General features: G+C 69.3%; 13 protein-coding genes. 10 read left to right on the forward strand and 3 right to left on the reverse strand.

The window, feature by feature from the left end; translation table 11 throughout:
• Nucleotide 1: 1 nt before the first annotated feature.
• Genes FFS15_RS10370 through FFS15_RS10385 form a run of 4 tightly spaced genes read left to right on the forward strand, consistent with a single transcriptional unit; the run spans nucleotide 2 to nucleotide 3,933 of the window.
• Nucleotides 2-271, forward strand: a complete 270-nt coding sequence (locus FFS15_RS10370; protein ID WP_137844956.1) for a hypothetical protein — start codon at nucleotides 2-4, stop codon at nucleotides 269-271.
• A gap of 23 nt (nucleotides 272-294) precedes the next feature.
• Nucleotides 295-2,010: an IlvD/Edd family dehydratase gene (locus FFS15_RS10375; RefSeq protein WP_137844957.1), complete on the forward strand. Its 1,716-nt coding sequence runs from the start codon at nucleotides 295-297 to the stop codon at nucleotides 2,008-2,010.
• A complete protein-coding gene (locus tag FFS15_RS10380) occupies nucleotides 1,997-2,926 on the forward strand; it encodes an SMP-30/gluconolactonase/LRE family protein (RefSeq protein ID WP_249353941.1) in 930 nt (309 codons plus the stop codon). The genes FFS15_RS10375 and FFS15_RS10380 overlap by 14 nt, the downstream gene beginning before the upstream one ends.
• Complete coding sequence (locus tag FFS15_RS10385; protein WP_137844958.1) at nucleotides 2,923-3,933, forward strand: alcohol dehydrogenase catalytic domain-containing protein; 1,011 nt, start codon at nucleotides 2,923-2,925, stop codon at nucleotides 3,931-3,933. Before FFS15_RS10380 ends, FFS15_RS10385 begins: the two co-directional genes overlap by 4 nt.
• Before the next feature lie 34 nt (nucleotides 3,934-3,967).
• Here FFS15_RS10385 and FFS15_RS10390 read toward each other — a convergent pair whose 3' ends face one another.
• The gene (locus FFS15_RS10390) at nucleotides 3,968-4,870 is read right to left on the reverse strand and encodes a hypothetical protein (protein ID WP_137844959.1); all 903 of its coding nucleotides are present in this window, start codon (nucleotides 4,868-4,870) and stop codon (nucleotides 3,968-3,970) included.
• Nucleotides 4,871-5,049: 179 nt separating this feature from the next.
• Here FFS15_RS10390 and FFS15_RS10395 point away from each other — a divergent pair, with 179 nt between their 5' ends.
• The 4 genes from FFS15_RS10395 (at nucleotide 5,050) to FFS15_RS10410 (ending at nucleotide 8,243) form a co-directional block, all read left to right on the forward strand.
• Nucleotides 5,050-5,283: a hypothetical protein gene (locus FFS15_RS10395; protein ID WP_137844960.1), complete on the forward strand. Its 234-nt coding sequence runs from the start codon at nucleotides 5,050-5,052 to the stop codon at nucleotides 5,281-5,283.
• Nucleotides 5,267-5,692 carry a type II toxin-antitoxin system VapC family toxin gene (locus FFS15_RS10400; RefSeq protein ID WP_137844961.1) on the forward strand — a complete coding sequence of 142 codons (426 nt, stop codon included), beginning with the start codon at nucleotides 5,267-5,269 and terminating at the stop codon, nucleotides 5,690-5,692. The genes FFS15_RS10395 and FFS15_RS10400 overlap by 17 nt, the downstream gene beginning before the upstream one ends.
• A gap of 37 nt (nucleotides 5,693-5,729) precedes the next feature.
• Entirely contained in the window at nucleotides 5,730-6,356 is a 627-nt protein-coding gene (locus tag FFS15_RS10405) for a PfkB family carbohydrate kinase (protein ID WP_249353943.1), read from the forward strand.
• A 75-nt stretch (nucleotides 6,357-6,431) separates the two neighbouring features.
• Nucleotides 6,432-8,243 carry an SLC13 family permease gene (locus FFS15_RS10410; protein WP_137844963.1) on the forward strand — a complete coding sequence of 604 codons (1,812 nt, stop codon included), beginning with the start codon at nucleotides 6,432-6,434 and terminating at the stop codon, nucleotides 8,241-8,243.
• Between the two features lie 12 nt (nucleotides 8,244-8,255).
• Here the strand turns inward: FFS15_RS10410 and FFS15_RS10415 are convergent, their stop codons facing one another.
• Nucleotides 8,256-9,917 (reverse strand): alpha-amylase family protein, encoded by a 1,662-nt coding sequence (locus FFS15_RS10415; RefSeq protein ID WP_137844964.1) that lies wholly within the window; start codon nucleotides 9,915-9,917, stop codon nucleotides 8,256-8,258.
• A complete protein-coding gene (locus tag FFS15_RS10420) occupies nucleotides 9,914-10,879 on the reverse strand; it encodes a TIGR03885 family FMN-dependent LLM class oxidoreductase (RefSeq protein ID WP_349290460.1) in 966 nt (321 codons plus the stop codon). The genes FFS15_RS10415 and FFS15_RS10420 overlap by 4 nt, the downstream gene beginning before the upstream one ends.
• A gap of 154 nt (nucleotides 10,880-11,033) precedes the next feature.
• Between FFS15_RS10420 and FFS15_RS10425 the strand changes: the two genes are divergently transcribed.
• Both FFS15_RS10425 and FFS15_RS10430 read left to right on the forward strand, forming a co-directional pair.
• Nucleotides 11,034-11,591 (forward strand): DNA starvation/stationary phase protection protein, encoded by a 558-nt coding sequence (locus FFS15_RS10425; protein WP_137844965.1) that lies wholly within the window; start codon nucleotides 11,034-11,036, stop codon nucleotides 11,589-11,591.
• A 15-nt stretch (nucleotides 11,592-11,606) separates the two neighbouring features.
• Nucleotides 11,607-12,437 carry a dienelactone hydrolase family protein gene (locus FFS15_RS10430; protein WP_137844966.1) on the forward strand — a complete coding sequence of 277 codons (831 nt, stop codon included), beginning with the start codon at nucleotides 11,607-11,609 and terminating at the stop codon, nucleotides 12,435-12,437.
• The last annotated feature ends 1 nt before the right edge of the window (nucleotide 12,438 follow it).

The raw sequence follows: 12,438 nt of genomic DNA on the forward strand, positions 1-12,438 counted from the left end.
CATGTCAGACGCTGCCGCACGTCGTTCGAACCCCACTGCCTGGGCCGCCTTCTGGGTCGCACTCGCCGGACTCCTCCTCATGCCGATCCCGCTTTTCATCGGGCTGATCCTGGGCGGCGGGCTGTCGATCGTCGCCGCGGTGCTCGCCGTGATCGGACTGCTCAAGGGGCTCGCGCGCGGGGGCAAGGGCATCGCGCCCGTCGTGTTCGCGGCAATCTTCATCGCGTTGACGTGGGCCGGGATCTCTGTCGGCGGCGGCACAATCTGGTGAGCCGACCGATGTAAGGACCGACGATGACGACGCTCCGCAGCTCCGAGTGGTACGGCGGCGACGGCCGCAATACCTATATCCACCGAGCGTGGATGCGCCGCGGCGTGCCCGACTCGGCGTTCACGGGGCGTCCGCAGATCGCGATCGCCAACACGGCGTCGGATCTGACGCCGTGCAACGCGCATCTGAACGAAGTCGCTCAGTCGGTCAAGAACGGCATCTACGAGGCCGGCGGTATCCCACTCGAACTGCCCGTCGTGTCGCTCGGTGAGACCCAGGTTCGCCCCACCGCGATGCTGTGGCGCAACATGGCCGCGATGGCGACGGAGGAGATGCTCCGGGCCAACCCGATCGACGGTGTCGTGCTGCTGGGCGGATGCGACAAGACGATCCCGTCGCTGCTCATGGCGGCGGCATCCGTCGACCTGCCCGCCGTGGTGGTTCCCGGCGGCCCGATGCTGACCGGCCACTTCCGCAACGAAGCCCTGGGCTGCGGCACGGATGTGTGGCGGCTGAGCGAAGAAGTGCGGGCCGGCACGCTCAGCGAGGAGATGTTCCTGAAGTCCGAATCCTCGATGATCCGCAGCAAGGGTCACTGCAACACGATGGGCACGGCGTCGACGATGGCGCTGGTCGCCGAGGCGCTCGGCACCATCGTGCCCGGCCTCGCGGGAACCCCGGCGCCGGATGCGCGGCTGCTCGCGGCCGCGCATACGACGGGGATGCTCGCCGTGCAGCTGGTGGCGGACGCTCGGCGCCCGTCGACGTTCCTGACGAAGGCGAGCTTCCACAACGCGATCGTCGCGCTCGCCGCGATCGGTGGGTCGACGAACGCCGTCGTCCACCTCCTGGCGATCGCCGGTCGTCTCGGCATCGAGCTCACCATCGACGACTTCGACCGGATCGGCGCCGACGTGCCGCTGCTGGTGAACCTGCAGCCCGCCGGTCGCTATCTGATGGACGACCTGTTCCGGGCGGGCGGGTTCCTCGCGGTCATGCGCGAAGTGCGCGACCTGCTCGATCCGACCGCGCTGACGATCACCGGCAAGCCGTTCGTCGACTACCTCGAGGACGCCCGCATCTGGGACCCCGACGTGATCACGCCCCGCGACTCTCCGCTGCTGCCCGCGGCCGGGATCAGCGTGCTCCGCGGAACGCTCGCGCCCGGTGGGGCGATCATCAAGCCGGCCGCCGCCTCGCCGCACCTGCTCAAGCACCGCGGGCCCGCCGTCGTGTTCGACTCGATCGAGGACTTCCACGCCCGTATCGACGACCCCGATCTCGACATCGACGAGAACAGCATCATGGTGCTGCGCGGCTGCGGACCCCAGGGCTATCCCGGGATGCCGGAAGTCGCCAACATGCCGCTGCCGACCAAGCTGCTGGAGCGCGGCGTGCGAGACATGGTCCGCGTCTGCGACGGCCGCATGTCGGGCACCGCCTACGGCACCGTCATTCTGCACGTCACCCCCGAGGCCGCGGCCGGCGGTCCGCTCGCGCTGGCTAAGACGGGTGACTGGATCAGCGTCGATGTGCGCGCCGGGCGGCTCGACCTCGACGTCCCTGTCGAAGTACTCGCCGCTCGCACGCCGAACGCGGCGACCCTCGACGGTTACGCGAACCCGCGCCGGGGATGGGAGCGGCTGTACGTCGACCACGTGCTGCAGGCCGACAAGGGCGCCGACCTCGACTTTCTCGTCGGGTCGAGTGGGTCGAAGGTGGCCCGTGAGTCCCACTGACCCGTTCCCACACGTGCCGACGATCGGCACCCCTCGGGTTGCGACCGACGTCGCGCACTTCTTGGGCGAAGGACCCCTGTGGGACCCGCTCACCGGGCGCATCTTCTGGGTCGACATCATGGCCGGCGCCGTGTACCAGGGCCGTTTCGCGGACGGAGGCGGCATCCGGATCGAGGAGCGGATCGACTTCCCCGATACCGCCAGTGCCGTCGCGGTCTCGCGGACCGGAGAACTCGTGGTCGCGGGCAGCGACCGCCTCTACTTCCGCGCCGTCGACGGAACCATCACCGCCGGCCCCGAGGTCATCGACGGCGACGACCGGCGGTTCAACGACGGCAAGCCGGATCCGGTCGGGCGCTTCGTGGTGGGAACCAAGGGCCCCTCGACGTCGGAGCGGCTTATCCGCTTCGAAGCCGACGCGACTGTGAGCGTCCTCGACGACGATCTGACGCTGTCGAACGGATTGGCCTGGACGCGGGACGGACGCAGGATGTACAGCGTCGACACCCTCACCCGCCGCATCTTCGTGCGCGACTACGACCCCGAGACCGGGGCGATCGGCACACGCACGCTGTTCGCCGAGCTCCCGGGCGACGGGTATCCCGACGGCATCACGACCGACGAGGACGACCACATCTGGGTCGCCGTGTGGGGCGGTGCGTGCGTCCTGCGCTTTTCGCCCGCAGGCGAGCCGGTCGGCCGCATCGAGGTGCCGGCGCCGCATGTCTCGTGCATCACCTTCTCCGGTGTCGAGCTCGACACGCTTGTCATCACCACCGCGACGGAGAACCTCACTGTCGAGCAGTTGGCCGAGTACCCGCTCGCCGGCCGTCTGTTCACCGTCAAGCCGGGTGTGCGCGGCAACCCGCCCCACCTGTGGGCAGGATCTGCCGGGCACCTCTCAGGTCCTCGATGAGAGCCCTGGTCATCACCGGCCCGCATCATGCGGAAGTCCGCGACGTCGCACCTCCGGAGGCAGCGGCCGGCGAGGTCGTCATCGACGTGCAGCGCGCCGGCATCTGCGGCACCGACATCGAGTTCTTCACCGGTGAGATGCAGTACCTCCACACCGGCCACGCCGAGTATCCGATCCGGATCGGCCACGAGTGGATGGGAACCGTCGCCGCGACAGGCGACGGGGTCGACCCGAGCTGGCTCGGCGCACGCGTCACCGGTGACACGATGCTCGGCTGCGGCGTCTGCAGGAGGTGCGTCCAGGGGCTGCAGCACGTGTGCGAGTTCCGCACCGAGGTCGGAATCCGCGGCGGGCGGCCGGGCGCCCTCGCTCAGCAGCTCGCCATGCCGGTGAAGGCCCTGCATCGTCTCACGGACAGCGTCGACGACGCATCGGGTGCCCTGGTCGAACCCGGCGGAAACGCGTTCCGTGCCGTCGAAGCGGCGAACCTGAAGCCGGGCGACCGGTGTCTCGTGCTCGGACCCGGCACCATCGGCCTGCTGTGCGCCATGTTCGCCCGAGCGGCAGGTGCAGAAGTACACCTCCTCGGCCGCAGCGAGCGCTCGCTCGCATTCGCCCGAACTCTCGGATTCGACGGTGGATGGAGCGAGAGCGACCTGCCGGATCGTCCGTGGGACGCGGTCATCGATGCGTCGAACGCTCCGCAGCTTCCCGCGAAGGCGGTCGAGCTCGTCGAACCCGGCAAGCGGGTCGTCTATGTCGGGCTGGCCGGCACTCCGAGCCTCATCGACACCCGCGCACTGGCACTGAAGGACGTCACCGCGGTCGGCATCCTGAGCGCGTCGCCGGGTCTCGCAGGGACCATCGCAGCGTACGCCGACCGACTCGTCGACCCGCGCCCGCTCATCGCGGCGACGGTGACGCTCGACGAGCTCCCCGCGGTCCTCGCCGGGCAGCGCCCCGACGGCGCCGGCCGCGGTCCGAAGTTCCACATCGTTCCACGGTGATGTCTTCGCACTCCCGGTGCGAACGCCCGCAGCCCTACGGCGCGATCTGCACCCGGACCGCGTCCTCGAGGGACTGCAGGTCGTTGATGGGCCGGGACTCGGGATAGCTCGTCGTCAGGAAGTGCTGCGCGTAGGGGAAGCACGCGATTGAGAACGGTGTGTCGTCTCGGAACGCAGTGCCGAAGGTGTTCGCGGAAACGTGGACCGCGTCCAGCGGTATGCGCAGCGCCTGGGTCATCTCGGCCGGATCGAAGATGAGCCCGAACGGCTCCGAACCTTCGTGCATGAGGCGCCCGCCGTAGTCGACCGAGAGGTTCCCGTCGATCCACAGGCGCTGGTCGAGCGCGCACATCGAGCCTGCCGTCACCGGCGCCGAGACGGTCAGGGTGTGCGTGCGCTCTTTGCTCTGAACGTCGACGATCACCTCGCCCGTGTGCGTGGTGGTGAGGATCGCGCGGCTCGTGGTCGCCGCCGAGAACCCCTCGCCGGGGTCGTAGTTGATCGTGTTGGATTCGTAGTCGCAGATGACCCACGTGAGCATGCCGGTCGCGATGTTCTCGGCGATGACGTACAGCTCGACCCGAGTTCCCCAGAAGAACGAGGCGCGAACGTTGAACGCGCCGAGGATCGCTGTGGGCCGAGGCGCTTCGTCTGCGAACATGCCCGTCGGGACGAGCCGGTAGCCCGGCGGCAGCAGCGCGCTCGCGGCATCCGCATCATGGATCTCGTATGCGAGGAACGCGGCATACGGGTCCACGACGAAGCCCATGTACTCCTCGCCGGATGCGTGCGCGACGATCCAGCGCTGCAGCGACATCGGCATCTTCGCCAGCATCTCGGCACGCCCGTAGAGGTTCGCTGATGTCTTCGGCGAGATCTTGCTCTCGGTAAGTGCGACGAAACTGCGCAGCTCTGCCGGCTCGATGCTCGATCCCATGCCTGCCAGCGTACGTCCCGGTCGGGAGAGGTCGGCCGCGCGGATGGAAACGGATGCCGCGGTGTCAGGCAAGCGTCAGTGTCGAGGCCGCGCTGAAGCCCCGCGGTGAGACGTGACGACACACCTTGGCGGAAGAGTCGATGCATGCGAAATGCAAGCGTTCGCGCTAAAATGCATGCATGAGCGTCACCATCACCGTCAGAAACGTGCCCGACGACGTCCGCGACGAGCTCGCTGCTCGCGCAGCCCGATCCGGCCGCTCGCTTCAGGAGTACCTCAGCGCTGAGCTTCGCCGTCTCGCTGCGGCCCCGAGCGCGGCAGAGGCCATCGCGCGGGCCCGGCTGAACGCCCAGACCTATCCGTCTCTCGCGATGGACGAGATCGTGGCGGCGGTCCGTGACGACCGACGCTGAGGCATCCCAGACCCTCGTCATCGATGCGTCGGTGCTCGTGGCGCTCGTCTCGTCCGCTTCAGCGGCGACCCGAGAGATTGCGACGCGGATGGGGGATGCCGCGCTGCATGCACCGTCGATTCTGCCCATCGAAGTCGACAGCGCGCTGCGGCGCCTGGAACATGGTGGCCGACTGAGCGGCATCCAGGCGGTTGCGGCTCGCTTACATGCTCGCCTGATGCCGGTCGATCTGTGGCCGTGGCACCTGCTCGGCGATCGTGCGTGGGAGTTGCGCGACAATCTCTCGACCTACGATGCCGGCTACGTCGCGCTCGCCGAACTGCTCGGCGTGCCGCTGCTCACCGGGGATGCGCGCATCGCTCGTGCCCCAGGCATTCGGTGCGCGGTGGAGGTCGTCAAGCTCGGCTGACCATCGGCGCGGTCGGCGTGCCTGCGACGGTGCGGCGATGATCGCGTCGCTCGGCGAAGCCGGCGTCGACGTCTCGGGTGTGCAGCGCTCACCGCACGCCACCGGAACGGCGCTGATCGTCGTCGGTGCGACCGGAGAGAACTCGATCGTCGTCTGCCCGGGCGCGAACGCGCGCATCGACGTCGCCGACATCGTGATCGATCCACACGCGGTGGTGCTGGCGCAGCTGGAGATCCCCGCCGCGGTCGTCGATTTCGTCGCCGCGCAGACGGACGGCTTCTTCGCGCTCAACGCGTCGCCGGCCGACTCGCTGTCTGCGGCGCTTCGCGACCGGGTCGACCTGTTCATCGTGAACGAGACGGAGTACGCCGCCCTCCCCGGCCTGCGAGACGCCCGACTCACCGCGGTCACCCTCGGATCCCGCGGTGCGGTGCTCTACCGGAACGGAAACGAGATCGCGCGCGCATCGTCGATCGCGAGCGCCGTGGTCAACACCGTCGGCGCGGGCGATTCGTTCGCCGCCGCGCTCACGCTCGGTCTCCTCCGCGGCGACGCGCCGGCAGCGGCGCTGCAGCGGGCATGCGCCGTCGGCGCGGCAGCCGTCGCCGACCACCGATCCCAGCCCGAGCTGCGGCTGCTTTCGGAGTACGCGGCCGACGCCTGATCGGACTCGTGCCGGAGGTGCTCGCCGAACCGACGGTCGATACGCTTCAGAGGCCCGACGTCGAGAGGGGACGGGATGACCGGCGAGCTGGCAGTGGTCCTCGCGCTCCTGGCCGCGGCGATCGTGATGTTCGCGATCGGCCGGCCGCGCATGGACGTCGTCGCGATTCTGATGATCGTCGCGCTGCCGCTGACCGGCATCCTCACCGTTCCGGAGACGCTCGCCGGCTTCGCCGATCCGAACGTCGTGCTGATCGCCGCGCTCTTCGTGGTCGGCGAGGGGCTCTCGCGCACCGGCGTCACGTACCGGCTGGGCGACTGGCTGGCGCGCACGGCGGGCACGAGTGCGACGCGCGTGATCGTGCTGCTCATGCTCAGCGTCGCGCTGCTCGGCGCCGTCATGAGCTCGACCGGAGTCGTCGCGATCTTCATCCCGGTCGCGTTGAGCGTGGCATCCCGCACCGGCATCTCACCACGGCAGCTGCTGATGCCGATCAGCTTCGCCGGGCTCACGAGCGGCATGCTGACCCTCATCGCCACGACGCCGAACCTCGTGATCGATGCCGAGCTGCGGCGGAGCGGCCTCGACGGCTTCGGGTTCTTCGCCCCCACGCCGTTCGGTCTCGTCATCCTGGCGCTCGGCATCGGGTACATGCTGATCGCGCGGCGGTTCCTCGGCGAGGAGCAGATCGCGGATGCCGGGACCCGCACCACGTTCGGGAGCCTGGTTCTCGACTACGGCGTAGACGCCCGCACCCACCGGTATCGCGTCAACGCCGGTTCGCCGCTGATCGGCGAGCGGCTGGCGGATGCCGAATTCGGCGGTGGTGCGATGGTGGGCGTGCTGGTGCTCGAGCGCACCCGGATGCTGCGGAAGACCGTGCGCACGTCCGCCGACGACGCCGTCCTCGCGGCCGGCGACATCGTGGTGGTCGACCTCGAGGTGCCGGCCCCCGAGCGGCGGCGGCTCCGGCTCGAGGAACTGCCGATGACCCCCGACTTCTTCGACTCGTATTCGCGCATGGTGGGGATGGCGGAGGTCATGATCGCGCCCGACTCGTCGGCGCGCGGACTCAGTGTGCGCGGCATCCGGTTCCAGCAGAGGCACGATCTGGTGGTGCTCGGGGTGCGGCACCGGCGCGAGGCCGCGGGGCCGGCGTTCCCCGCGATCCGTCTGACCACGGGCGATACGCTCCTCGTCGCGGGCGGTTGGGATGCGATCCACCGGCTGCAGGCGCAGCCCCGAGACTTCATCATGCTCGATCTCCCGGCCGAGGTGAAGGAAGTCGCCCCCGCAGCCAATCAGGCGCCGTTCGCGATCGGCGCCGTGGTCGTGATGGTCGCGCTGATGGTCACCGGCATCGTTCCCAACGTGATCGCCGCCCTCATCGCGTGCCTGCTGATGGGGCTCTTCCGGTGCATCGACATGCCGAGCGCCTACCGCTCGATCCACTGGCCGACGATCCTGCTGATCGTCGGGATGCTGCCGTTCGCGCTCGCGCTGCAGCGCACCGGCGGCGTCGACCTCGTCGTGGACGGCCTGCTCGGCGTGCTCGGCGATGCGGGTCCGACCGTGCTGCTCGCCGGCGTCTTCGTGCTGACCGCCGTCATCGGCCTCTTCGTCTCGAACACCGCGACTGCCGTGCTGATGGGGCCGATCGCGATCGGCATCGCAGCGCAGCTGGGGGTCTCGCCCTACCCGTTCGCGATGGTCGTCGCGCTGGCGGCCTCGGCGGCGTTCATGACGCCTGTGTCGTCGCCCGTGAACACCCTCGTCGTCGAACCCGGACGCTACAGCTTTCTCGACTTCTTCAAGGTCGGGGCGCCCTTCACGCTCGTCGTCCTCGTCGTCAGCGTGTTCATGGTGCCGCTCATCCTGCCCTTCTGACCGGCGCCGCCACTAGCCGATCCGAGTGTCGCCCGGCGGCGAGACGCGCAGCCAGCGGAACCCGTAGGGCGGCAGCTCCAGTTCGATCCGGCCGCGCCGGTCGGGGGTGAGCCGGTCGGGGCCGTGGAGGTCGAGGAGGGCGGTTCCCTCCTCGAGCACGCCGATCTCCACCGTGATGCGCTGCGGCACGTCGGTGAAGTTGTGAAGCGCGATCATCCGCCCGACGTCCGCGCGCACTTCGTGGGCGAGCATTCCCGTGCCGTCGTGCTCGAGGATGCGGAGTTCTCCCCACCCGATCTCGGGCGAGACGCGGTATCGGCTGATCAGGTGCCTCATGAACTGCAGCAGCGAGTCGGGGTCGTTCCGCTGCTGCTGAACGTTGACGTGCTCGGGTGCGTAGCCGTCGCCGGTGATGGGCGCGACGAGACGGCTCGGTGCTGCATGCGAGAACCCGCCATTTTTGCCGTCGGTCCACTGCATCGGCGTCCGCACGGACTGGCGGCCCGGGATCTCGGGGTTCTCGCCCATCCCGATCTCCTCGCCGTAGAACAGCACGGGCGTGCCCGGCAGTGAGAAGAGCAGGCTGTAGACCATGCGGATGCGGCGCGGATCGCCCCCGAGGATGGGAGGGAGCCGGCGTGTTATCCCTCGGCCGTAGACGCGCTGAGACTCATCCGGCGCGAACGCCTCGAAGACCTCGTCGCGTTCCGCGTCGGTCAGCTTGTCGAGGGTGAGCTCATCGTGGTTGCGCACGAAGTTCGCCCACGCGGCCTCGGGCGGGACTGCCGGCCGGGCGGTCAGGGTCTTCACCAGGGGTGCGGGATCGTGGCGCGCCAGCGAGAGGTACAGGGCCTGCATCGAGACGAAGTCGAACTGCAGATCGAGTTCGCCGCCGCGCTCGCCGCCGAAGAATTGCAGCTGCTGGCGATAGGGGAGGTTCACCTCCCCCAGCAGCGCCGAATCGCCGACGCGACGCTGCAGGAATCGCTTGAGGTCGCGAAGGAACTCGTGCGGGTCGCCGAATTCGACGCCTTCGGGGGGTTCGATGAGGAAGGGGACCGCGTCGATCCGGAAGCCCGAGACGCCGAGCGCGAGCCAGAAGCCGATCGTCTTGGCGATCTCGTCTCGAACCCGCGGGTTGGCGATGTTCAGGTCGGGCTGGTGCTTGTAGAAGACGTGCTGGAAGTACTGCTCGGTGCGCTCGTCATACTCCCAGACGCTCGATTCCTCGCCGGGGAACACGGTCGGCTGCCGGGTCTTGGGCGGCTCGTCGCGCCACACGTAGAAATCGCGGAAGGGCGACGTGCGACTGCGTCGCGCGGACACGAACCACGGATGCCGATCGGAGGTGTGATTGACGACGAGGTCGACGATCACGCGCATGCCGCGGTCGTTCGCGGTGCGGATGACCTCGACGAAGTCACCGTGGTTGCCGAGTCGCCGATCGATCCCGTAGAAGTCGCTGATGTCGTACCCGTCGTCGCGATCGGGCGTCGGGTAGAACGGCATGAGCCACAGGCAGGTGACGCCGAGGTCGGCCAGGTAGTCGATGCGCCGGGCGAGGCCCGCGAAGTCGCCGGTGCCGTCGTCGTCGGCATCCATGTACGTCTCGACGTCGAGGCAGTAGATGACGGCCGACTTCCACCACAGGTCGCTCGTGTCGGTGATCCTCACAGCGCCCTCCGCAGGGCCGGCAGCAGGTCGCGCTCCGCCCGGTCGAGGAAGGCGGACTGGTCGGTGCCCACGCCGTGCAGGTAGACCCGGTCGAAGCCGAGATGCGCGAGCGCCGCGATGCGGTCGGCGAGCTCGCTCGCGTCGGCCGAGACCAGCGCTCCCTGCCGGAGCTTCTCGTCGCTCGGGTCGCCCGCGAGCGCGTCGAAGTCCTCGGGCTGCTCGATGTCCCACAACGAGGACGGGATCACGGCATGCCGCCACTGCTCCCGCACGACACGCAGCGCCTCGTCCTCGGTGTCCTCGAGGGCGACATGCACTTGGAGCACACGGGGGCCGCGGCCGCCGGCATCCCGGTACGCCCGAACGACGCCCTCGAGAACGTCCGGCGGCTGCGCGACCGTCGCGAGCCCGTCCGCCCATTGCGCGACCCATCCGGCCGTCTCGGCGGTGACGGCGGCTCCGAGGAGTGGCGGCGGTGAGGCGGGGAGGCTCCACACCCGCGCGCGGTGCACGGTGATCTCGCCGTCGTGGGTGACCTCGTTGCCGGCCAGCAGATCGCGGATGACGTGGACGGACTGCTCGAGGCGGGTGTTGCGGCGCTCCTTGACGGGCCACGCGTCGCCCGTGATGTGCTCGTTGACGGCCTCGCCGCTGCCGAGGGCGGCCCAGAACCGCCCGGGGAACATCTCCTCGAGCGTCGCGATGGCCTGCGCCGTGATCACCGGGTGATACCGCTGCCCGGGTGCCGTGACGACACCGAGCGAGAACGACGTCGCGGCGAGGGCGGCGCCGAGCCAGCTCCAGGCATAGCCCGATTCGCCCTGCCGCACCCCCCACGGGGCGAGGTGGTCCGAGCACATCGCCGCGTCGAACCCGGCTTGCTCGGCGCGGACGACCGCGGCCAGCAGCCGACTCGGGGGGACCTGCTCATGGGATGCGTGATAGCCGACGAGAACCATCATTCGAGTCTTCTGCCGCGCGGTTCATATCGACAGGGGCTTGCGCGGATGGATGCCGACGCCTATGCGCGCGTCACCTGCCATGCCTCGCTTCGCCTTGTCAAGGCCCGCCGGGCGCGGGGCCGGGCACCGTAGCGTCCTGCGTGGAGGTACCACCATGGTCACGACATCGAAGACGGCATCCACGAAGACGAAGCGCGCCGCTGCCGGAGGGACGGGCGCGAAGAGCACCCGGCGTCAGAACGCAGAGAAGGGCTTCGTCGCGTCGAAGGAGCTCGGCGAGAAGCTGCAAGCTGTGCTCGTCGACCTTCTCGAGTTGCAGATGCAGGGCAAGCAGGCGCACTGGAACGTGGTCGGCCCCAACTTCCGCGACACCCACCGCATCCTCGACGAGATCATCGAGGCGGCACGTGAGTTCAGCGACACCGTCGCCGAGCGCATGCGGGCGCTGCACGCGGTGCCCGACGGCCGCAGCGACATCGTCGCGGCGACCACGACGCTTCCGGATTACCCGCAGGGCGAGATCGACACCGGCGAGACCGTCGACCTGATCACCGTCCGGCTCGAGCGCACGGTCGCCACCATTCGTGAGGTGCACGACGCCGTCGACGAGGAAGACCCGACGAGCGCCGACATCCTGCACGCGGTGATCGAGAAGCTCGAGCAGTTCGCCTGGATGGTCAGCGCCGAGAACCGGTCGCCTGCGCGTTCATAGCGCTAGATTCCACCTATGGAACAGGTGGCGCTGAGCACGGTCAGAAGCGGGTTCGTGCCTCACCGCGTCGCAACGCCCGACCAGGCGCACGTCGTGCACCTCGGTCCGAACGGTGGCCCGGGCGTGCTCCTGCTCCACGAGCTGATGGGGCTGACAGACGAGACGTTCGAGCTTGCCGAGGCCATCACCGCCGCAGGCTTTCGCGTGGCCGTTCCGCACCTGTTCGGGCCCGCGGGAGGCGACGGCAGCATGCCCGCGGGCTCGGCAGGGCTGATCGGTCGGTGCATCGCCCGCGAAATGAGCCTGCTCGCGCGCAACCAGCCGCGAAAAGGCACGGAATGGCTCGCGGAGGCGGCGAGCTGGCTCGGCACGCACACCACCTCGCCGCGCGGAGTCGCCGTCATCGGGATGTGCGCGACGGGCGCCTTCGCGATGGCTGCGGTGCTCGATCCGCAGGTGAAGGCGGTCGTCGCCAGCCAGGCGGCGTTCCCGATGCTCCGCCCCGGCAGTTGGGCGATCCCGGGCGGAGATGAGCAGCTGGGGTCGGGCGACAAGGGCGTCATGACCCTCCGCTTCCGCCGCGACTGCAAGTCGGCGAAGCGGCGGGTGGAGCGACTGCCCGACCTCGTGGGCGGCGAGCCGCCGACGCACCGTCGCGAGGGTCCGGCATCCCCCGATCCGAAGGCCGCGCCGAGCGTGCGCGGGATCGACGTCTCAGAGGGAGGCCGCCTTCACGTCGTGTGGGCCGACGGCAGGGGGCACTCGGTGCTCACCGCGTCACGCGTGGATCGGGCCGTCGTCGAGGTCGCCGCATTCCTGCGCAAGAACCTCCACCCCGCGGCCTGAG

The sequence above is a fragment of the Microbacterium sp. 2FI genome, assembly GCF_005502885.1.
Taxonomy (GTDB): domain Bacteria; phylum Actinomycetota; class Actinomycetes; order Actinomycetales; family Microbacteriaceae; genus Microbacterium.